Annotated in this window: 12 protein-coding genes; 1 reads left to right on the top strand and 11 read right to left on the bottom strand. The window is 69.3% G+C overall.

What is annotated here, in order from left to right:
* Positions 1 to 13 precede the first annotated feature (13 nt).
* The 8 genes from ABZ928_RS51875 to ABZ928_RS51840 form a co-directional block, all read right to left on the bottom strand.
* Complete coding sequence (locus tag ABZ928_RS51875) at positions 14 to 1,003, bottom strand: beta-ketoacyl-ACP synthase 3 (protein WP_361536575.1); 990 nt, start codon at positions 1,001 to 1,003, stop codon at positions 14 to 16.
* A gap of 16 nt (positions 1,004 to 1,019) precedes the next feature.
* A complete protein-coding gene (locus tag ABZ928_RS51870; RefSeq protein WP_361536573.1) occupies positions 1,020 to 2,297 on the bottom strand; it encodes a cytochrome P450 in 1,278 nt (425 codons plus the stop codon).
* Between the two features lie 59 nt (positions 2,298 to 2,356).
* Entirely contained in the window at positions 2,357 to 3,550 is a 1,194-nt protein-coding gene (locus ABZ928_RS51865) for a pyridoxal phosphate-dependent aminotransferase family protein (protein WP_361536571.1), read from the bottom strand.
* Between the two features lie 108 nt (positions 3,551 to 3,658).
* Positions 3,659 to 4,822: a PLP-dependent aminotransferase family protein gene (locus tag ABZ928_RS51860; RefSeq protein ID WP_361536569.1), complete on the bottom strand. Its 1,164-nt coding sequence runs from the start codon at positions 4,820 to 4,822 to the stop codon at positions 3,659 to 3,661.
* Between the two features lie 77 nt (positions 4,823 to 4,899).
* Positions 4,900 to 5,628 (bottom strand): iron-containing redox enzyme family protein, encoded by a 729-nt coding sequence (locus ABZ928_RS51855; protein ID WP_361536567.1) that lies wholly within the window; start codon positions 5,626 to 5,628, stop codon positions 4,900 to 4,902.
* 3 nt (positions 5,629 to 5,631) lie between these two features.
* Positions 5,632 to 12,735 (bottom strand): amino acid adenylation domain-containing protein, encoded by a 7,104-nt coding sequence (locus ABZ928_RS51850; protein WP_361536565.1) that lies wholly within the window; start codon positions 12,733 to 12,735, stop codon positions 5,632 to 5,634.
* Complete coding sequence (locus tag ABZ928_RS51845) at positions 12,732 to 12,950, bottom strand: MbtH family protein (protein ID WP_361536563.1); 219 nt, start codon at positions 12,948 to 12,950, stop codon at positions 12,732 to 12,734. The genes ABZ928_RS51850 and ABZ928_RS51845 overlap by 4 nt, the downstream gene beginning before the upstream one ends.
* A 482-nt stretch (positions 12,951 to 13,432) precedes the next feature.
* Positions 13,433 to 14,188: an AfsR/SARP family transcriptional regulator gene (locus ABZ928_RS51840; protein WP_361536561.1), complete on the bottom strand. Its 756-nt coding sequence runs from the start codon at positions 14,186 to 14,188 to the stop codon at positions 13,433 to 13,435.
* A gap of 410 nt (positions 14,189 to 14,598) precedes the next feature.
* On the opposite strand from ABZ928_RS51840, the gene ABZ928_RS51835 reads away from it, so the two are divergent.
* Positions 14,599 to 18,285 (top strand): hypothetical protein, encoded by a 3,687-nt coding sequence (locus ABZ928_RS51835; protein WP_361536559.1) that lies wholly within the window; start codon positions 14,599 to 14,601, stop codon positions 18,283 to 18,285.
* Here ABZ928_RS51835 and ABZ928_RS51830 read toward each other — a convergent pair.
* From ABZ928_RS51830 to ABZ928_RS51820, 3 genes are all read right to left on the bottom strand, one after another.
* Positions 18,264 to 19,457 carry an XdhC/CoxI family protein gene (locus tag ABZ928_RS51830; protein WP_361536557.1) on the bottom strand — a complete coding sequence of 398 codons (1,194 nt, stop codon included), beginning with the start codon at positions 19,455 to 19,457 and terminating at the stop codon, positions 18,264 to 18,266. The two genes, ABZ928_RS51835 and ABZ928_RS51830, sit on opposite strands and share 22 nt — an antisense overlap.
* Positions 19,458 to 19,598: 141 nt before the next feature.
* Positions 19,599 to 21,791, bottom strand: a complete 2,193-nt coding sequence (locus ABZ928_RS51825) for a xanthine dehydrogenase family protein molybdopterin-binding subunit (protein WP_361536555.1) — start codon at positions 21,789 to 21,791, stop codon at positions 19,599 to 19,601.
* Entirely contained in the window at positions 21,788 to 22,771 is a 984-nt protein-coding gene (locus ABZ928_RS51820) for a xanthine dehydrogenase family protein subunit M (protein WP_361536553.1), read from the bottom strand. Before ABZ928_RS51820 ends, ABZ928_RS51825 begins: the two co-directional genes overlap by 4 nt.

Here is a 22,771-nt window from a genome sequence, read left to right as displayed (position 1 = left end):
GAGAGTGGGCCTTTCACGGCAGAAGCACCACCTGTGCCGCGTACGAGAGGCCCGCGCCGTAACCGACGAGCAGGGCCAGCGCGCCGCTGCGCAGCGCGCCGGTCTCGCTCAACTGCGCCATCGCCAGTGGAATCGAGGCGGCGGAGGTGTTGCCCGAGTGGATCACGTCGCGGGCCACCGCGACGTGATCGGGCAGCTCCATGCGTTCGACGATGGTGTCGACCATGCGGAGGTTGGCCTGATGCGGGATGAAGGCGTCGAGATCGGCCGCCTTGACCCCCGCATCGGCCAGAGCCCGGTGAGCGACGGCGGGTAGGGTCTCGATCGCCCATCGGTACACGTCCTGACCGTCCATCCGCATGGTCGGCCAGCGCCGCTGAGGATCGTCGCGGTACTCCAGCCAGCTCGCGTCATGGCCGATCAGCCCGGCCCGGCCACCGTCGGATCCCCATACCGTGGGGCCGAGGCCGGGCTCGTCGGACGGTCCTACCACGACAGCGCCCGCGCCGTCCGCGAACAGAAAACCTGACGACGGGTCGTCAGGAGCGACGATGTCGGTCATGCGCTCGGATCCGACTACCAGTACGTGATCGGCCTGCCCGCTGCGCACCAGTGATCCGGCGACCGAGAGGGTGTGACAGAAGCCGGAGCACGCCGCGCCCAGGTCCAGCGCGGCCGCGGTACTGCCGAGTCGGTGTGCAAGCTGCGGCGCCGAGGGCGGGCTCTGGCGCAGGTCCGACATCGAGGCCAGGAGGACGACGTCGACCCGGGATGCCAGGACGGCGGCGGCTGCCAGGGCCTTCGTCGAGGCCTGTACGGCCATCTCCAGCACGGTCTCGTCCGGTGCGGCGTAGCGTCGTTCCGCGACGCCGGTGCGGCGGCGTATCCACTCATCGCTGCGGCCGGTCACCGCGGCCAGTTCCGCGTTCCGCACGATGCGTGAGGGGCGGTGGGCACCGACTCCCAGGATGCGGGAGTAGCGTGGTGCGGCTCTGTTCGGCATTGTGGGCAGCCTTCCCTCAGGCCCGGGAGCGGGCGGCGCTGGCGTCGAAGGCGCAGTCCATGCGCTTGATGCCGTTCACGTGGTTCGACAGGAGCCGGTCCGGCTTGCCGACCGAACGGATGTCCGGGACGCGAGTCAGCAGTTCCTTGAAGAGGACCTTCAGTTCCATACGCGCCAGCTGGGCGCCCAGGCAGTAGTGCGGGCCGCCGCCGAACGCCTGGTGCGGATTGGGCGAACGGGTGATGTCGAACTCCTCCGGCCGGTCGAAGACCGTTTCATCGCGGTTCGCCGACCAGAAGAACATCAGAACCTTGTCACCCTTCTTGTACTGGTGACCGTTCATCACATGGTCCCGGGTGACGGTTCGGCGCATCCACATGGCCGGGGTCGACAACCGGAGGATCTCCTCGATCGCCCCGGGCAGATAATGGTCCAGGTCGGACAAGAGCAGCTCGCGCTGGGCGGGGTTATCGGTGAGCAGTCTGAGCCCGTGCGAGATGGAATTGCGGACGGTCTCGTTGCCGGCCACCAGCAGGATGATGAAGAACGACGCGAGCTGCTGGTCCGTGAACTTCTCGCCGTCCTGGTTGGCGTTGACGAGCGCCGACGCGAGGTCACCGGTGGGGTGTTGCCTGCGGTGCTCGCCCAGTTCGGCCATCAGTTCCTTGAGGTCCCGGCCGGCGCGCAGGAAGGTGAGGTGCTGTTGGCGTGGGGTCCGGCCCAGGTACTCCGGGTCGTAGCCGGCCGCGACGACGTTCGAGCATCTGAGGACCAGCTCGTAGCTCGACCGGGCAACGCCCATCATGTCGTTGATGAAATTCAGGGGGACGGGTGCCGACACTCGCGAGACGAATTCTCCGGGACCGGATCTGATCAGCTCGTCGATGATTTCGGTGACCATCGTGCCGAGATCTGCCGATATCCGCTCCATCATCCGCGGGGTGAAGGATCGGGAAACTATCCGGCGTATTTGCGCGTGCCCCGGATCGTCCATGTTCAGCAGGGATCCGTAGTACTCGTTGAATTCGGCCGGCATGTCGGCGATGGTGAGTCCGCTCGGCTCGGAGCTGAACACCTCGGGATTGCGGTCGGCCTCCAGCACATCGGCGTAGCGAACCAGCGCGTAGTAGCCGGCGCCGGCTCCCCAGGTGCTGGGTGGCTCCGCGAAGAGCTGAGGGTGTTCCTGTGCGCGCAGCACCTTGAACGCGGCCGCCCAGTCCTCGAGCGAGCGGCCCCAGAACTGGATGGAGGAAAGGTTGATGTCCCCTACGTCGCTGATCGTCCGGGTGGCCATGGCAGCCGTCTCCTTTGATCGTTCACCGGGATGGGGCGGAAGGAAGAGGAGAACGCGGTCTAGCGGGGCAGGACCTCGTCGCGGATCGCGGCGAAAGCCGCGATGGCTTGCTGGACGTGCTCGGGGGTGTGGGTGGCCGTCCAACTGGTGCGCAGCCGGGGGGAGGCGGCCGGGCCGATCACGGCGTTGGTGTAGACGCCGAGGTCCATGAGCTTTCGCCAGGCTGTGAACACCGTGGCGTCGTCAGGCATCATCACCGGCACGATCGGCGAGGCGCTGGGCCCCACGTCGTAGCCGAGGGCGGTGAGCGAGCTGCGGATCTCCTCGGCGATCTCCAGTACCCGTTTGGGCCGCCAGATCTCCTCTCGCATGATTCGGACGGTCTGCAGCACCGCCGCGGCGTCGGCCGGTCCGAGGCCGGAGGAGAAGATCACCCCGCGGGCGTGGTTGCGCAGGTACTGGATGAGGATCTCGCTGCCGAGCACCACTCCGCCGCAGGAGCCGAGGCCCTTGCCGAAACTGATCGTCAACACGTCCACGTCGTCCGCCAGACCGAAGTGGGCCGCAGTGCCGCGCCCTTCGGCGAGGACGGAGGCGCCGTGGGCGTCGTCCACCAGCAGGGTGGTGTCGTACCGTCGGCACACCTCGACGATGGCGGGCAGATCGCAGATGTCCCCCTCCATCGAGTACACGCCGTCGACGATGACGAGGGTCTCGGTGTCCGCCGGGCACTCGGCCAGCTTGCGATCCAGGTCCTCGGCGTCGTTGTGCCGGAACCAGCGCAACGCGGCGTCCGAGGACCGGCTGAGTCGGATGCCGTCGATGAGTGAGGCGTGGACCTGCTTGTCCACCAGGACGATCCGCTTGGGGTCGCCGATGCCCCGGTGGAGCAGCGTTCCGACGGCCGCCAGGTTGGTCTGGTATCCGGTGCCCACCACCAGGGCGGCCGGCTTGCCGAAGTAATCGGCCAGTTCGGCCTCCAGTTCCTCCATGAGTTTGGAGTTGCCGTTGAGGAGGCGGCTGCCGTTGAAGGAGGTTCCGTATGCGTCGATGGCGGTACGGGCTGCTTCCTGGACCCGTGGATCCGTGGACAGGCCCAGGTAGCTGTTCGAGCCACACATCAGATATTCGGCGCCGTCGAGCAGGGCGACCGGACGGCCATGTCCCTCGAACGGGGTGTAGTAGGGATAGAGCCCGACTTCGCGCAATTCATCGCGGCGCGTGTAAGTGGCACACTTGTCCAGGAGGCTCATATAACCCTCGACAATTCCCTCGGAGGTTGGATGCCTTCACTGTGCAGAAATCCGCTTCAGAGCCGGTTAAGGGTCAGTTCTGTCCCGCCCTGGAAACCGCTTTGTGAATTACATGTCGGCAGTTGCGGTGAGCAGCCCCGCCAACCGCCTGACACCCTCCCTGATGAGCTCCGGCGCGGGATGGCTGTAGGACAGCCGGAGGTGGCCGTGTCCGGTGCCGTCCGCGAAGAACCCGGAGCCCGGCACGTAGGCCACGCCGGCCGCCACGGCGCGGGCCAGCATCTCCTTGGAGTCGACTCCCGGCGGCAGGGTGACCCACACGAAGAAGCCGCCGTCGGGCCGGGTCCAGAGGCATCCCGGAGGCATCCACGTGGCCAGCGCGTCGAGCATCGCGTCCCGCCGCTCGCGGTACATCTCCCGCATCGCCTTGAGGTGTTCGGGCCACGGCTGGGTCGCCAGACAGCGCTCGACGACGAGCTGGGCCAGTACCGAGTGGGAGAGGATCGCGCCCTCCGCCGCCAGCACGAGCTTGTCCCGCACGGACGGCGGAGCCAGGGCCCAGCCCACCCTGAAGGCCGGCGCCAGCGTCTTGCTGAACGACCCCAGGTAGAGGACCCCGTCCGGGGCGTCCGCGCGTAACGCCCGCCGGGGTTGGTGGTCGAAGGCCAGCAGCCCGTAAGGGTTGTCCTCGACGATCAGCACTCCGGCGCGGCCGCAGATGTCCACCACCGCGGGTCGGCGGGCGTCGGCCAGCGTGACACCGACCGGATTGTGGAAGGTTGGCACGGTGTAGAACAGCTTCGGTCGTCGTCCCGCCTCGGCCAGTCGGCGCAGCGTCTCCTCCAAGGCGTTCGGAATCACTCCGTCCGAGTCCATGGGCACGGACACGATCCGCGCCTGGTACGCGGCGAACACGTTCAGTGCCGTGACGTAGGTAGGCGCCTCGGTGACCACGACGTCGTCCGGATCCAGGAAGATCCGCGCGGTCAGGTCCAGGGCCTGCTGCGAGCCGACCGTCACCACCACGTCGTCCGCCCGCGCGCGGATCCCTTCCATGGCCATCACCTCGCAGATCCGTTCACGCAGAGCCGGATCACCCTGGGCCGACCCGTACTGCAACGCGACGGCGGTGCGGGTGACGGCCAGTTCGCCCAGCAGTTCGCCGAGGGCATCTGCGGGAAGCGCCGTCACGTCCGGCATGCCGCCCGCCAGCGAGACGACGCCGGGGCGGGACGCGACCGAGAAGAGTGCCCGGACCTCGGAGGGCACCATGCCGACAGTGCGCAAGGCGTACCGGTCACGCCACCGATCGGCGTGGACCGGAAGGGAGGGAGATGTGCCGTCGAGCCTCAAATCTTCACGGACTTCGCTGCGAGGGACGCGAGGTAGTCGTCCAGGACGTTGTCGAGCAGCGCGGCGTTCAAGTACAGGGACGTCCGGGCCACCTCGATGACCTGGCGCTGGATCTCCGGTGTGTCCGCGTTGCGCTCCAGCGCTCGCCTGACGTCGTCGGCGTGCTTGGTGTCGATGGTGGAGTGGGCGACGAAGAAGCTCATCGAACGGTCCGTCATACCCAGGTCGTTACGGAGGCGGTCCAGCAGCTCGCCGATCTGGTCGTACGAACGCTCGGCCCAGTAGCTGTAGCCCATCCGCGCCACGGCTCCCTGCCGGAGGCTCACGTAGTACAGCCAGCCGATGAAGGCCTGGGTGGCGGGCAACGGCGTGGACGCCGAGAGCGGTTCGTCGAGCAGCCCGACCAGCCGGAGGTCGTGCTCGATCATCTTCTCGTGGCCCAGCTCCTCCAGCGAGTGGTCGACCGCGTAACGGATCAGGTGCGTGCGGCGCGGGGGCATGCCGAGCACCGCGACCGCCTGGTTGAGCGGGTTGTGCTGGATGTAGTGCCAGAGCTGGCACATCGTCCGGCGATACAGCTCCCGGCCGGCACCGTGTTCGCGCACATGGCGGTAGTACGGCCCGTTGTGGATACGGGCCCAGCCCTCGGCGACGACGTGGTCGAGTTCGTCGAAGAAGGCGGTGTGCGCGACGGCGGCTTCGGGGCTGGCGGCTGTCTCGGTCACAGGTCATCTCGCTTGCTTGAGGAGGGAGTTGAGTTCATCGGCGATGTGCTTCAGCGGTTCGGGAGTCGTCATGGACAAGTGGTCGCAGTCGACGGCGTGGTCGGTGATCCGGCCGCTCACGAAGGGCCGCCACGCATCGGCGGGTGCCCTGACCGGCTCCCTCGCCGCGGTGAAGCACACGACGTCGCCACGGAACCGGCCGGGTGTGAAGCGCTTCGCTATCCGTAGTCCGTGCGTCGCGACGGACGGCAGCCGGGAGCGGAGTTCCTCGTCGGTGCCCGGCGGGAGGTGCTCCGCCAGCTCCGTTTCCTGCGGTACGGGGATGAGACGGCGTGGAGTCCGGGCGTCCAGTAGGGCCAGCAGCGCGACCTCCTGGCCCTGCGCCTGTGCCTGGACGGCGATCTCGTGCGCGATCAGGCCGCCCAGCGACCAGCCGATCAGGTGGTAGGGCCCGGTTGGCTGGATGCTCCGGATCCGGGCGAGGTAGTCCGCGGCCATCTCCTCGACCGAGGACGGCAGTGCCTCCGCCGAGCGGGCCAGCCCGCGCGTCTGGAGTCCGTACAGTGGCCGGTCGCGGTCGAGGCAGGCGAGCAGTCCCGCGTAGGGCCAACTCAGGCCGCTGGAGGGGTGGACGCAGAAGAGCGGTGGTTGGTTGCCGCCGCTGCGCAGCGGCAGCAGCACCTCGAAGGCGGTGTCGCCGGGAAGCACGTCCGAGGCGTCGCGGATGCGGAGGGCGAGGGCGGCGACGGACGGCGCCTCGAAGAGGGCGCGGATCGGCAGCTCGACCCCCAGCACGGACCGTATGCGGGAGACCAGCCGGACGACGAGCAGGGAGTGGCCCCCCAGCTCGAAGAAGTTGTCCTGCGCGCCGACGCCCCGGGTGCCCAGCACATCCTCGAACAGGCCCCGCAGAACCGTTTCGAGCCCGGGACGCGGAGGGCTCGTCGGGCCGCCGTCCCGGGGGACCTCCGCGGGACGTGGCAGGGCCGGGCGGTCGACCTTTCCGTTGGCGGTCAGGGGTAGTGCGTCGAGGCGTACGAAGGCGGACGGGAGCATGAACGCCGGGAGGGTGCTGGCGAGTTGTTGCCGTAGTGCGCTGTCCTCCGGGGCGGTGGCGGGTGAGACGTAGGCGACGAGGCGCCGGTCGCCGGGGAGATCCTCGCGGGCGACGACCGCGGCGGCGGCGATGCCGGCACAGTGCAGAAGTGCCGCCTCGATCTCTCCGGGTTCGACGCGGTGACCACGGATGTCGATCTGGAGGTCGGCGCGCCCGAGGTGTTCGAGCCGGCCGTCGCGGCGGTGGCGTACCAGGTCCCCGGTGCGGTACATACGGTCGCCAGGGGAGCCGTAGGGGCAGGCGACGAATCGCGCGGCGGTGAGACCGGGGCTGTCCCAGTAGCCACGGGCGAGCTGGACTCCGGCCACGTAGAGCTCCCCGGTGACGCCTACCGGGACCGGCTCCAGTCGGCTGTCGAGGACGTACACCCGTACGCCGGGCAGCGGTCGGCCGATCGGCACCCGGTGGGGCAGGGGATCTGTGGGTTCGAGACGGTGGTCCAGACAGGCGACGGTCGTCTCGGTGGGGCCGTAGGAGTTGACGACCGTCACGGCAGAGTGTCGAGCCCGCCACCGTTCCAGGTCGGCTCCGTACAGCGGCTCGCCGCCCAGGACGAGTTCGACGGTCGGTGCATGCCGGTCGGGCAGGGTCGCGAGGATCGGCAGATGGCTCGGCGTGCCCTTGAGGAAGGCCGGACGGCGTGGTGGGGGCTCGTCAAGGAGCTGCAGTCGCAGCCGTCCGCCGCTCACCAAGGGGCCGAGCAGAGCGGTGAGGCTTCCGTCGAAGGCGGGTGAGGCATGGGCGACGACGGTCTCCGAAAGACCGGAGTAGGTGTCACGGCAGTGGATCAGGTAGGCCGCGAGCGAACCGTGGGTGACCACGACACCCTTGGGGCGGCCGGTTGAACCCGAGGTGTGGATCACGTACGCGGCGTCCCCCGGCGTGGGTTGGGGGGCCGGCGCGTACGACGGTCGGCCGGTGAAGGCGCCGGGGTCGTCGAGGGTGAGCACCCGCACGGCCGACGACCCCCGTCCCGGATCGGTCCCCGGCACCCGAACGGCATCCGCCACTGGCCCGGACGCGGTGCGTACATCGGTGAGCAGAACCTGTGCACCTGTGTCGGACAACGCCGTCGCGAGGCGCTGAGCCGGGTGCGTGGGGTCGAGGGGGACGCAGACGGCACCCGCCTTGAGCACGCCCAGCAGTGCCGTCGGCAGGTCCGGCGAGAGGCCGAGGCAGATGCCCACGCGATCTTGCGGCCGTACCCCCATGGCCCGCAGCTGGTGGGCGATGCGGTTGGACCGGGCGTCGAGCCTGGCGTAGGAGATGTGCGTGGTTCCGAAGACGACGGCGGTGGTCGTGGGAGTCCGGGCCACCTGGCTGTCGAACAGGCTCAGCGCGGAGGTCGGGGGAGAGGCCTCTTCCGTACCGTTCCACTCGGCCAGGACGCGTCGGCGCTCGCCGGGAAGCATGAGGTCCAGGCCGGACACCGGGCAAGAGGGGTCCGCAGTGACCGCTGTCAGCAGGCGCTCGAAACGGGCGGCGATCAGTTCCATGGTGTCCACGTCGAACAGGTCGGCCGCGTAGTCCAGTCGGCCATCGAGACCTGCCGGACGTCCGTCGGCGGCGAGTCGTTCGGTCAGGCTGAGCGACAGGTCGAACTTGGCCGGACGGGGGACCGCGGGCAGGGGGTGGGTCGCCAGACCCGGGAGTTCCAGTTCGGCCTCGGAGGTGGTGTGGAAGGCCAGCAGTACCTGGAAGAGGGGGTGGCGGCCGGGGATGCGGGGCGGGTTCAGCAGTTCCACCAGCTGCTCGAAGGGCAGTTCCTGATGGGCGTAGGCCGTCAGATCCGTTTCCCGGACCCGGTCCAGCAGGGTGCCGAAGGAGGGATCGCCGGACAGGTTGGTCCGCAGGACCAGTGTGTTGACGAAGACACCGACGAGATCGTCGAGGAGGGGGTCGCCCCGGCCAGCGACCGGGGTTCCGATGGCGAGGTCCGAGCCCGCCCCGAGCCGGTGCAGCAGAGCGGCGAACGCGGCGTGCACCACCATGAAGGGGCTGACCCGGTGTTCCCGTGCCAGCGCGTCCAGCCGCTCGTGCAGTTCCGGGTCGATGTGCACCGGTACTGTGCCGCCCCTGCCCGAGGACTTGGCGGGGTGAGGCCGGTCCGTCACCAGGCCGAGTTCCTCCGGCAGACCGGCCAGAGCGGCAGTCCAGTACCTCGCCTGCCGGGCGGCCGTGCTCTCCGGGTCGTTCTCGTCTCCGAGCAGCCGGTGGAGCCAGAGAGTGTAGTCGGCGTACTGCACGGGCAAGGGGGCCCAGTCCGGGGCCGCGCCGCGCAGTCGACAGGTGTAGGCGCGCGACAGGTCGCGAGCGAACGGCGCGACCGACCAGCCGTCGCCCGCCGCATGATGCAGGACCACCACCAGGACGTGGTCCGTGGCGCTCAGCCGGAGGAGCGTCACACGGACCGGCGGTTCGGTCCGCAGATCGAAACCACGCCCGGCAAGCGCGGCCACCGCTCCCGGCAAATCTGCGGGGCTGGTGTCGGTGACCTCGACACGAGGGCGGGAGGAGGCCACCGACTGGTACGGCACACCGTCGTCCGACTCCGGGCACACCGTGCGCAGGATTTCGTGACGGTCTGACAGATCGGCTACGGCGGCCCGCAGCGCTCCGAGGTCGAGTTCTCCCGCAAGTCGCATGGCCATCGGCATGTTGTACGTGGCGGCGTCAGGCTCGGCCCGGTTGAGGAACCACAGTCGGCGCTGAGGCGGGGACAGCGGTATCCGATCCGGTCGCTCGGTCCTGGTCAGGAGTGGTGGCGAAGGAGCTCCGGAGGCTGCCCCGAGCATGGCGGCGAGTTCCGCGACTGTCGGATGCTCGAAGACGGCACGGACGGGCAGTTCTGCTCCAAGCACGGCCCGTACGCGAGCGGTGAGGCGCATGGCGAGCAGTGAGTGGCCACCGAACTCGAAGAAGTTGTCGTGGAGACCCACTCCCGTGACGCCGAGCACCTCCTCCACCAGGCCGAGCAGGGCCGCTTGCGTGCCAGACCGAGTGGTGCCCGAGGCGGCCGGGAACGCTTGGACGGGGCGCGGCAACGCCGTACGGTCGAGCTTGCCGTTCGGGCTCAGTGGCAGCGCGCCGAGTTCCACGAGCGCGGAAGGGACCATGAACTCGGGGAGTTCCGCGGCCAGTCGGCGGCGTATCTCACGGAGGTCCACGGCGGTGCCGGGGACCGGAACGACGTAACCGACGAGGCGTCGGTCGCCGGGTCGGTCCTCACGGGCGACGACGGCGGCTGCGGTGATGCGCGGTTGACGCAGCAGAGCCGCCTCCGTCTCGCCGGGTTCCACCCGCATGCCGCGGATCTTTACCTGGTGGTCGGCGCGGCCCACGTAGTCGAGCGTGCCGTCGGGGCGCAGGCGTACGAGATCGCCGGTGCGGTACATGCGCTGTCCTGGGGGTCCGAACGGGCAGGCAACGAAGCGGGCAGCGGTGAGGCCGGGACGGTGCCAGTAGCCGCGGGCGACCTGGTCACCGGCGACGTACAACTCTCCGGTCACTCCCACCGGCGCGGGCTGCAGCCGGGCGTCCAGCGCATGGATCCGTACGTTGCGGAACGGACGGCCGATCGGTACCCGGGCGGGCCACGGTGAACCGTCCCGGTGCAGCGTGGCCGACGTGACCAGATGGGTCTCGGCGGGCCCGTAGTGGTTGTGGAGTCGGCGCGGAGGTCCGGTGCGCAAGAACTCCGCGGTCGCCGGGCCGATCGTCAGCGCCTCGCCGCCCTGCACCAGATCGTGCAAGTACGGCAGAGCGGATCCCTGCTCCAGGGCGGCGGCGCAAAGTGTCTCGATCACGAGATTCGGTGCGAACAACTCGTTGACCCTGTGCCGGCCCAGCCATGCCACCAGTTCACGTGGATCGCGCCTTACTTCGGCGTCGGGTACGGCCAGGGTCCGGCCGGAGGCCAGGGAGTAGAAGATCTCCTGCACCGACACATCGAAACTCACCGGCGCGAACTGGGCGGTGACCGTGCCTGTGGAGCCGGGCAGCAACTCGGCATGCCCCGTGATCAGATTGACCACCGAGGAACCGGGCATCGCTATGCCCTTGGGCCGCCCGGTGGAGCCAGAAGTGTGGATCACGTAGGACGGATGCGCAGGCAGGAGCGGAGCTGTCCGCTCCGCATCCGTGACGTTGCCGTCCGGCAACGAGGAGAGCGCCGTGACGGTCTCGGGGGCGTCGAGTACCACGCGCGGCGGGCCCTGCGGGAGCCCCCGCGCCGAGGTGCTGTCGGTCAGCACACAGGCCGGCGCCGAGTCGTCGAGCAATTGGCCGATGCGCTCCGGCGGATAGCCGGTGTCCACCGGCAGATAGGCGGCGCCGGTCTTCACGACGGCCAGGATTGTGGTGATCAGGCTCACCGATCGCGGCAACGCGACGGCCACCGCCGACTCGGGACCCACCCGGAGCGAGATCAGATACCGGGCCAGCCGGTTCGCCTCGCTGTGCAACTCTCGGAAGGTCGCCGAGCGGTCATCGGACACGACGGCGACCGCGTCGGGGGTTCGCTCGGCCTGTTCCTCCAGCAGAGCGGGCAGCGGCCGTTCGTCGTTGGGCCGACGGGGCGCGCTCCAGCCGGCGGCGACGACCCGTAGCTCGTCCGTACCGAGCAGGTCGATCCCGCCGACCGGGCGGGTCGGTTCTCCGACCATGGCCGCGACGACGCGCAGGAAGCGTTCCTGGTGTGCCAGTGCCTCCGCCGGCCGGTAACGCTCGGGATGGATCTCGAAGTCGAGCAGTACGGCGTGGTCGGTGCCCTGGTCGGTGGCCATCGCGGAGAAGTCGCTGACGGCGCCGCCGGCCAGGCGGTGCCGGGTGACCCGGTTGCCGGGCCAGGACGCGGTGGTCAGATCGTCGTGTCGCGGCAGGACGTTGACGGACGGTGCCGCGAGGCCGATGCCACCGCGCAACCAGCCGAGTTCGCGTTGCAGATCCTCGTAGCGGTATCGCTGATGGCGCAGCGCCGTCCGGATCTCCTGGGAGGCATGCCGGACGAGCTCGGCCAGGTCGCTGTCCGGCGTCACGCGCAGTCGCAGCGGCACGACGTTCGCGGTCATGCCAGGGGTGCGCCGGGCCATCGGGCTCGTCCGAGCGGCCACCGGCAGTTCCACCACGACGTCGGCGGCGCCGGTGATCCGGTGCAGGTAGGCCGCCATGCCCGCGGTGAGTACGGCGGACGGGTGGACCCGTAGTCCGGCCGGCATGGCCTGCAGTACCGTTCGGTCGACGCGACGGACCGGACGGAGGAATGCGTCGGGCGCCGGAAGTTCGCCGCTTGCCGGACTCGTCGGACGCAGTCCGTCGGCGAATCGCCCGGTCCAGAACTCCCGGTCGCGCTCGAAGTCGTCCGAGGCGCGAAACGCGGCGTCCTCGTCGACCAGGTCGCGCAGCGAGCCGAACGAGGCGGGCTCGGCCGTCAGCCCCCGGCGCAGGGCGCCGTGCACCTCGCCCAGCCGACGGCTGAACAGCGCCGCTCCGTATCCGTCAAGGGCGATGTGGTGGGTCCGGTGGTAGAAGAAGTGGCGGTCTGGGGCGAGCCTGATCAGGGCCGCCTCGAACAGAGGGCCCCGGCGCAGGTCCAGCGGTCGGACCCGGTCGGCGTCCAGCCAGGCGAGCGCGGCGGCCTCGGGGTCCGGACGGTCGGCGAGATCCAGCAGCTGCATCTCCGGCGAGGACCAGTCCTCGAGGATCTGCACGAGGCCGTGGGCGTGGCTCAGGTCCCGTGCGCCCACCCTGCCGAATCGATCTGATGACCCGTCGGTGGCGCCGTGCGCGGCGTCGCCCCCGGCGTCGTCGGCGAAGCGCACCCGTACGGCCTCAGTGTCGATGATCGCCCGTCGCCAAGCTTCTACCAGCGCTCCTCGGTCGAGAGGCCCCCGGATGTCCAGGTACTCGGCGATGTCCCGCTGTGACCGGCCCCGTTCCAGTTGCTCCGCCATCCACATACCGCGCTGCGGGGAGGAGAGAGGAAGCCTCATGACCGGACCGGGCCCGGTCGGTTCTGCCGAAGGCTCAGCGGGCGCATGTCGGTCCAGTGGGCGTCGATGTGCTCCAGGCACTCCGCGAGGCCGCCGTCCGGCAGTACCACCGTCCAACCGTCCGGGACGGCGATGTCCACACGCCACAGCGAGTACTGCTCTTCCGCGTTGACCAGGACCCGGTACCTGGCCTCCGGATCATCGAACGGATTCATCGGCACGCAATCCCCTCAGCCCGGCTCCGTCGGAACGGAACAGACTCTTACGCCTCGTACTTCACCTTCGGTTAAGCGGAATCGGTCGCGTGGATCGCTTAACCGAAGGTGAAGCAACGTCGGGCACTTTGCCGAAATGAGCCTCACCGGTCGAGGAAATCGAAAGGGAAGGGGACGGCAGATGACAGGCCGGCGTATTTCCCCTGTCGAGAGATTCCATATCCTGGCGAGTGTCCTCTCCGGCAGCCTCACCGCCGAAGTAGCGGCCGCTCGTCACGACATCTCGGTGGATGTCGTCACGCGATGGTTGGGAGAGATCCCGGTGGCGGCACCGACGGAACCCGCCGCCGGTCCGGCGGAGACGCACGCTATCCCGCGACCGCCGCAGCGCCCGCTGCCACCGTGCAGGTTCGTGATCGACGACATGGTGAAGGGGCTCGGGCTCCAGGCGTCCGGCGCCTGGGACACCGGTACGCGCGGCTCTACCGGATGAGGTCCAGGTCGTGGTTCAGGATGGCCCTGTGGAGATCGCGAAGCCTGCGGACCGGCTCCACGCCCAACTCCTCGGTGAGCAGCCGGCGGACATCCTGGTAGGCCTTGAGTGCTTCACCCTGCCGCCCGGACCGGTAAAGGGCGATCATCAGCTGAGCGTGGAGCCCCTCCCGTAAAGGGTGGTCCGCAATGAGCTGTACCAGTTCGTGGACGACCAACGCGTGCCGCCCGAGCTCGATCTCCGCCTCGATCCGTGCTTCCAGCACGGCGAGGTGACGCTCGTGCAGAGCGTCGGCGAAGCGGCTGAGGAAAAGGGGTTCGGTCAGTCCCTGAAGCGCGGGTCCTCGCCAGATGCGCAGTGCCTTGTCCAGTTCACTGAGAGCGAGTCGGGGGTCTCTTCCTTCAGCCAGGGCGCCCAGGCCCCTCTTGGCGTAATGGTCGAAGTGGTACACATCAATTTCGCTCGGGCTGCCACCGAAGGTGTAGCCGCTCCGGTTGACGAAACGTATCCAGTCCGCTTCGACTCCCGTGCCCTGCCGGATCGTCTTTCGCAGTGCGTGGACGTACACCTGGATCACCTTCTCCGCCGTGCGGGGTGGAGAGGCTCCCCAGAGGGTGTCCACTAACTCGGGGACGGTGATGACCTGGTTCGGCGTGCAGAGGAGTCGTGCGAGCACGAGCTGCTGCTTGTGCGCCCTCAAGGGAGCCTGTCCATAGGCCCCTTTGACCTGCAGCGGGCCCAGCATGCAGAACGTGGCTCCATGATCAACCATCACACGATCCCTTCTTGTGGACTCCGGCGGTGACTCGCAAGGGCTCGGCGCGCAGGGACTGCTGCCCGGGAGGTGCATCGACGGCTGCTTCTGTCCTCCGGCCAGGAGGGGCGTCGGCCTCAGCAATCAAGATTGTCAGCAGCGAAGTTGATCAACACCTCCCTGCCTCAGGCTTAATCAACCCTCAGAGCAGCGCGCGCGTTGCCCAACGGTCCGTTTCGTCACGCTCACCAATGGTCTGCGGCGCTCGATCGATGCCTCGAAATCGCGAACCGACCGGCTTAACCGTGCACCGGTAACGTCTGGCCTCCGCACCAACTGCACTGAGAAAAGGGGTACTTGTGGGGCGTCCGGAGAAGCCTGTCGACCCGGGGGCCGGCCCTGTGCAGCGCCTCGCGCATGAGCTGAGAGAGCTCCGCAAGGCGGTCGGCAACCCGTCCTACCGGCTCATGGCGAAGACAGCCGGAGTCTCCGCGTCGTCACTGTCCCAGGCAGCCGCCGGCGATCGGCTGCCTTCATGGGCCACCGTTCGCGGCTACGCGATTGCGTGCGGCGCGGATCCGGGGGAGTGGGAGGAGCGGTGGAAGTCGGCGGAGATCGAAGCCGTGCAGGCCGTGCCGTCCGAGGACACCGGGTCGGCGCCGTACCGTGGACTGGCGAGGTTCGAGCCCGACGACCGCGCCCTGTTCTTCGGACGGGACCGGTTGGCCGACGAGCTGATGCAGATGGTGTGCCACCGCCGGTTCGCCGTACTTGTCGGCCCCTCGGGCAGCGGGAAGTCCTCGCTGCTGCGGGCAGGTCTCATACCTAGGGTGAAGGAGCACATCACCTGCCGGAGCAAACCCACAGTGCTGCGGCTCCTCACGCCGGGAACGAAGCCCGCGTCCACCTACCGTCGTGTGCTGGCTCCGGAAGAGGGCGAGCCGGACAGCTGGGTGATCGTGGACCAGTTCGAAGAGGTCTTCACTCTCTGCCATGACGCCGTGGAGCGTATGCGCTTCATCGATCTTCTACTGAGGTCTCTTCAGCGCGACAGCCGGTTACGGGTAGTCGTCGCGGTACGGGCCGACTTCTACGCCCAGTGCGCGGAGCACCGAACGCTGGCGGACGCGCTGCTCGGCGCCGGACTGCTGGTCGGGCCGATGACGGCTGAGGAGCTACGGGAGGCGGTGATCAGACCGGCTGCCGCGGTGGGGCTGCTCGTGGAGCGGGCCTTGACGGCACGGATCGTCGAAGAGGTATCGGGCGAGCCCGGTGCTCTGCCGTTGCTGTCTCACGCGATGCTGGAGACGTGGCGGCGGCGCAAGGGGCGGATGCTGACGCTGACGGCGTACGAGGCAGTCGGCGGAGTGCGTGGGGCGATCGCCGCCAGCGCAGAGGAGGTCTACGGACGACTGCCCGTGGCACAGGCGCGCACCGCGCGCCAGTTGCTGTTGCACTTGGTCGAACCAGGGCGAGACGGTGTCGACACCCGTCGGCCGCTCAGCCGGTCCGAATTGGAAGCGTGGGAGGGCCCGGAGACACTGGAGGTGGTCGAACAGCTCACGCGGGCCCGACTGGTGACGGTTCAGGAGGGCGACGTGCAGCTCGCTCATGAGGCCCTGATCACGGGGTGGCCTCGGCTGAAGGGGTGGATCGAGGACAACCGGGAGCTGATGCGGGAGCATCGACGGCTCGCCGACGCGGCACAGGCCTGGCAGGAATCGCGCTGCGATCCGGACGCCCTTTACCGGGGCGCCCGCCTGGAGCGTGCCGTGGAACTCTTCACGGACACCGGTCCCGGAGAGACGCTGAGCACGGACGAGCGGATGTTCTTGCGTGCCTCCCGCTGCGCCCATGAGAGCGAGCGGCGGGCCGCCACCCGCACGGCACGCAGAGCGCGCTTCTTGTTCTCCGGCCTCTCCACGGTGGTGGTGATCGCGCTCGTCTCCGCCATCGTCGCCGTGCATCTGCACCACGACAACGAGCAGCAGCGCATCGAGGCCGCGGCCCGCCGGGTCGCCGGAGTCGCCGACGCGCTGCGCACCACGGATCCGCGGACGGCCATGGCGCTGAGCGTCGCAGCCTGGCGCCTCGCGCCGCTGTCCGAGAGCCATCGGGCTCTGCTCGCCTCCGAAATTCAGCCGCTGCGGGACACGTTCACCGACCCCGCCCCGGGGGACGGTCCCGACCGGTTTCTCGCCGACTCCGGCCGCAAGCTGGTGAGCGTCGAGGAGGGCCACTGGCGTGCGTGGGATGTCGTCACGCACCGGCTCACTGCCTCGGGGCGGCTACCACGGGCCACCGCGATCGCCGCGGCGCCGGGCAGACAGGTTCTGGCGTTGCGGACCCGTGATGGGATACGGCTGTGGAACACCGTGACGGGGAAGTGGACGGGGTCCGTTCACTCTTATCCGGTCACCTCGACGAGCCTGCGCTTCGGCGGGAGCGGGCAGAGCTACCTGGTGGAGCAGGCCGGCACCGGCAGACTTGAGATGCGGTCCACGAAAGACGGCCACCTGCTGTTCGAGACGCACGTCGCCGACTGGACCTCTGCCACTACCACCTCCGATGACCGCTTTCTCGCGGTCTGTCCGCTCGGCGGGTCGCCCGAGGTCTGGGACCTCGTCCACCGTCGGCGGCTGCCGGGATCCTGGGAACAGGCCGACGGCCTGTGCGGCTCACATGCGACGCTGGTGTTCGCCAACGGGGCTCAGCGACTGATTGCCGTGACCGGCACCACGACCCGCGTCTGGGACACGCGGTCAGGAGTACAGACAGCTCAACTCACGGATCCGGGAGCGTGGTTCGCAGCATTTGACGATTCCGGCGGCTTTCTGGCCACCGTCGGCGGTGCGGAACTCAGGGTGTGGCGGCTGTCGTCACCCGGAGCACCGGTCTTCCGCTATCCCCTGAACGGACAGGAGGTCCGTGACCTCGCCTGGGATCCGACCGAACCGGTGGTGAAGTACCTCGACGGCAGTACCGTCCGCCTCCTCGATCTCTCCGGAGCAGTCACGCCCGCCTGGCGTGGTGAGCCATTGAGCGGGGTCGAACTCAGCCCGGACGGCCGGGTCCTGGCCACGGCCCAGCGCTCTGGCACTCGCTACGATTTCGAACTGCGGGACACCCACAACGGGGGCCTGCTGCGGACCCTGCCCGCTCCGCCACTGCCCACCTCCCGCGACGACGGCCGTCCGCTCGGTCCGCAGGAATACCGTCCGGTCATGGCGTTCAGCTCGGACGGCACCACGTTCGCCTATGGTGTCTCGACTCCCCAGGCGGCGAGTATCCGCCAGAGCGTCACGGTGTGGAACCTTCGGCGAAACCGTGTCCGGACCACGCTGGACCTGGCGCCCTCCGTGCCTTCCCCCGGTCCGCTCTCCCTTGCTCTGGGGCCCGGCGGCGAAAGGCTCTACGCCGCGCGGCGCTCGGCTGCCGACGCGGTGGAGAACGAGGTGTGGGACGTGACGCGACGCCGTCGCGAGGGCGTGCTCGGGGGCCTGGCCAGCACCCATCTGGCCCTTCGCCCCGACGGCCGACTCCTGGTCGGGGACAACCGTAGTGCGCGGCTGCCTTCAGGGAAGGTGGCGAAGCGCGACCTGGCGCAGGGCGGCCGGATCGAGGCCCTGCTCTTCACACGCGACGGCTACGGCCTGATGGCGGGCGATGCGAACGGTCGTGTCTCGCTCTGGTTCGGCGACCTGCGCAACCGCATGGGTGTCCTGCGGAACGTCTTCCCGGCACCCTTCGGCGACACGCCTGAAGGAGTCAGTGCTCTGGCGGTCAGCCCGGACGGCTGCACGATCGCGGTCGCCGGTGACCGCGGGAGCCTCCAGCTGTGGGACACAGCCACTCAGCAACCTATAGGCGGCCCGCTCACGACTGGCGGAGACTCGATTCGCACGCTTGCCTTCAGCCAGGACGGCGGCACCCTGTATGCAGGCAGCCTGCACCTGTCCCTCCAGCGCTACAGCATCGACACCGATCACGCCCTCCATGAGGTCTGCGTCCGAGCGGGGGGCGACCTCTCGCGGGCCCAGTGGAACATCTACCTCCCCGAAGTGCCCTACCGTCGGGTCTGTGCATGAAGGGCAGGGCGTACCGGTGTCCTTCCGACGCCGTGCGTCACAGGGCCCGAACCGCGGTGTGCGGCCGGTTCGTGAATCGGGCCGCTGCGCCCGACGAGCGGGAGGCCACTCGCCCGGTTGGCGTGGGCGATGATCTCCGCGGCGATGGAGATGGCCGTCTCCTCGGGCGTGCGCGCACCGAGATCGAGGCCGATCGGGGACCGCAGTCGGGCCAACTCCTCGCCCGTGACGCCGTCTTCGCGCAGGCGGTGCAGGCGTTCGGTGTGCGTTCGTCGCGAGCCCATCGCGCCGACGTAGCCGACCGGCAGACCGAGCGCCGTCCGCAGCAGGGGGATGTCGAACTTGGCGTCGTGGGTGAGGACGCAGACGGCGGTGCGAGTGTCCACCTCGACGTGTTCCAGATGGCGATGGGGCCAGTCGACGACGACCTCGTCCGCGTACGGGAAACGGGCCTCGGTGGCGAAGACGGGGCGGGCGTCGCAGACCGTGACGTGGTAGCCGAGGAAGCGACCGGCCCGGCTGAGGGCGGCGGCGAAGTCGACCGCGCCGTAGATCAGCATCCGGGGGCGGGGGGCCGCCACGTGGACAAGTACGGAGAGCCGGTCGGGGCATGTGTCGGCGTCGCCGCCGACGGAGATGAGCGCGGTGCGGCTGGCTCGCAGCTGGGCTGCCGTCCGGTCCGCCACCGCCTGGCCCGTCGGCGTCGTGTCCAAGGCGTCGCCGGCGATCCAACTGTCTCCGAGGACGCTCAGCGTGGCGCCGACCAGTCCGTCCGGACCGTCCACGACCTGTGCGACGGCGGCGGGCCGGCCCTCGGCCGACTCGGCGAGGGCCGCGCCGAGATACGGTTGGGTCGCGGGATCGATGCGCTGGACGAGGATGTCGAGTTCGCCGCCGCAGGTCAGTCCCACGGCGAAGGCGTCGTCGTCCGAATAGCCGAACCAGGCGCGCTGGGGCCCGCCCCTGTCCTTGAGTACCTGTTGGCACAGTTCGTAGACGGCGCCCTCGACGCAGCCGCCGGAGATGCTGCCCACCGCCTCGCCGTCCTCGTCGACCGCCACCGACGTCCCGGTCGGCAAGGGCGCGCTGCCGTGCACGCCGACGACGGTGGCCAGGGCGAAGGGGCGTTCCTCGCGGCACCAGCGGTGCAGTGTGTCCGCGATGTTCAGCATGGGGGTCTCCAAAGCAGACGGGCTCTGTCACAGAAAGTGAACGGGCCGCCGCCGCGGCGCTTGGGGCGCATGCGCGGCGGCGGCCCTGGGTCCGGCAGCCGTACGGGGGGCTCGGCTGCCGGACCGGTCAGGGGGGCGGCGTCAGAGCAACGCCTCGGCGGTGATGGGCAGTTGACGGACCCGTCGGCCGGTGGCGTTGAAAACCGCGTTGCCGATCGCGGCCGCCACACCGACCTGGACGACCTCGCCGAGTCCCTTGACGCCCAGCAGGTTGCCGGCGTTGTCCTCGCCGTCGAGGTAGATCGCCTTGATGTCGGGGATGTCGGCGTTCACGGGTACGAGGTAGTCCGCGAGGCTGGCGTTCACGATCCGTCCGTCGCGGTGGTCGGTGACCGTGTGCTCAAGGAGCGCCGTGCCGATGCCGCCCACGATGCCGCCGTACGCCTGGCTCTCGGCGAGCTTGGGGCTGATGATCCGGCCCGCGTCGTACACGCCGAGCATCCGCCGCACCCGCACCAGGCCCAGGTTCGCGTCGACGGCGACCTCGGCGAAGGTGGCGTTGTAGGCGAAGTAGGCGGACCGGTCGCTGCCCGCCCCGTTGTAGGTGCCGCCTGCTTCCAGGTGGGTTCGGTCGTTGCGGGCGAGCAGGCTCTTGTACGTCTCCCCGCGCGTGGTGTCGTTCCGCACGTGCAGTCGGCCGTTGCGCACGACCACGTCGTCCGCGTTCACGCCGTACAGCGGCGATTCCCGGTCCTCGACGGCGAGCTTGATCGCCTGCTGCCGCACCTTGTTGCAGGCGTCGACGACGGCCGAGCCGACGCTGGCCATGGTCGCCGAGCCGCCGTGCGGCGAGGTCGGCGGGTACAGGGAGTCGCCGAGCCGGAAGGTGACCGTACGCATCGTCAACCCCAAGGCATCCGCGGCAACTTGGGTCTGGGAGGTGTAGGTGCCCGGTCCCATGTCGCTGGTGGCCGCCTCGACCACCGCGGTGCCATCGGCGTCCAGTCGGGCCCGGGCCTGCGCGGGAAACCGACCTGGGTCGTAGACCCCGGCTGCCATGCCCAGGCCGATCAGCCAGTCCCCGTCCCGCGTTGAGCGAGGCTTCGGATTGCGGCGGTCCCAGCCGAACTCGCGAGCGCCGACCGTGTAGCACTCGCTGAGCCGCCGCGTGGAGAACGGCTCGTTCGTCGACTCGTCCTCGGCCGGCTCGTTGCGTCGCCGCAACTCGATGGGATCCACGCCGAGTTCGTGGGCGAGTTCGTCCATGGCCGACTCGATCACGAAGGACGCCGACGCGAAACCGGGCCCGCGCATCCAGATCGGCGTGTGCACGTCCAGCGGCACCGTCCGGTAGACCTGACTGACGTTGGGCATGCTGTAGAGCATCTGCCCGGCGGGCATGACGGCCTCGGTGAAGGTCTCGTACGACGACGTCTCCGCGTCGATCCGGTGGTCCGCGGCGACCAGGCGGCCACGGCGGTCGCTGCCGAGGCGCAGCCGGTACGCGTAGGAGGGTCGGAAGCCGGTTCCGAAGTACATCTGCCTGCGAGTGAGCACCAGTTTGACCGGGCGCTTCGTCACCCGTGCGGCCACGGCGGCGACGATGGTGTGCGGCCAGCAGCGCAGGCCGCTGCCGAACCCGCCACCGACGAACGGCGAGATCACGCGCACCGAATCCGCTGGCAGGTCGAACACGGCCGCGATCTCGTCGTGCGTGCCCATCACCCACTGGGTCTTGTCCCACACGGTCACCTTGTCGCCGTCCCAGCGGGCGATAGTGGCGTGTGGCTCCATCGGGTTGTGGTGGTTGCGCGCCAACTCGTACGTCAGATCCAGCCGTACGGCCGAGGAGCGCAGGCCGGCTTCCGCGTCGCCGCGCGCGTAGTCCGTCGGCGTGCCGGGTTCGGCCTCGTGCAGGTCGGTCGAGGGCTGCTCGGCGTCGTAGCGGACCTTCACCAGACTCGCGCCGTGCTGCGCGGCCTCCAGCGTGCGCGCCACCACGACCGCGACCGGCTGGCCGTGGAAGAGCACCCGGTCGTCCTGGAAGACCCGCAACCTGCGGCCGGGCGGGTTGTTGGACCCGGCGTTGTCGCGGTACGGCAGCTTCGGCGCGTTGCGATGGCTGATCACCCGCAGGACACCCGGATGGGCTTCGGCGTCGCGGGTGTCGATCGACGTGATGCGCCCGCGACCGATGCTCGCGTCGACCATGACCGCGTGCAGGGCGTCCTCGACGTCGTGCTCGGCGGCGTACAGTGCCTTGCCGGTGACCTTGAGCCGTCCGTCCACCCGGGACAGCGGCGCACCGACGGCGGCCTGTGGCTGGGGACTCACTTCGTACCTCCCACGACACGCAGCTCACGCTCGACGGTCCGCTTGAGCAACTCGGGCTTGAACCGGTTGTCCCGCAGGGGCTGTGCGCCATCGGCCGCCTTCTCCGCGGCGGCCGCCCAGAGGGCTGCCGAGGGACGTTCGCCGACCAGGTGCCGTTCCACGGCGGGCAGCTTCCAAGGCACGGTGCCCACGCCTCCTGCGGCGACCTTGGCCTCGCGGATCACCCCACCGCGCACGTGTAGCGCGACGGCCGCCGAGGTGAGGGCGAACTCGTAGGACTGCCGGTCGCGCACCTTCAGATAGCCCGACTTCAGCGGACGCGGAAGTGCCGGGATCTCGACTGCGGTGATCAACTCGCCCTGGTGGATGGCCTGTTCGCGGTTGGGGGTATTGCCGGGCCGCAACAGGAAGTCGGCGAACGGCAGGTTGCGTTCGCGTCCGTCCGGGCCCAACAGGTGCACGGTCGCCTCCAGTGCGGCGAAGGCCACGGCGACGTCGGAGGGGTGCGTGGCCACGCAGGCCTCGGAAGCACCAAGAATCGCGTGCATCCGGTTGAAGCCGTCTCGGGCCGCACAACCGGAGCCGGGTTCACGCTTGTTGCAGGCGGCGGTCACGTCGCGGAAGTAGGTGCAGCGGGTGCGCTGCATGATGTTGCCGCCGATGGTGGCCATGTTCCGCAGCTGGGCCGACGCGCTCAGTTCCAGGGCCTGCGAGACGACGGGATACAGGGCGCGCACCTTGGGATCCGCGGCGGTCGCGGCCATCGTCACCAGCGCGCCGATGCGCAGTCCGCCCCCTTCGGTCGCTCTGATCTCGCGCAGCGGCAGACCGCTGATGTCGACCAGGGTGCCGGGGTGTTCGACGGTCTCCCGCATCAGGTCGACCAGGGTGGTGCCGCCGGCGATGTAACGTCCGCCTCGGCGACCGGCGTTGAGGGCTTCGCGGGTGTCGGCGGCACGGGCGTAGGTGAAAGGATGCAT

Source organism: Streptomyces sp. NPDC046909 (genome assembly GCF_040644695.1).
Classification (GTDB): domain Bacteria; phylum Actinomycetota; class Actinomycetes; order Streptomycetales; family Streptomycetaceae; genus Streptomyces.
Note: the sequence above shows the minus strand (reverse complement) of the source record. Positions and strands in the feature narration are given on the sequence as shown.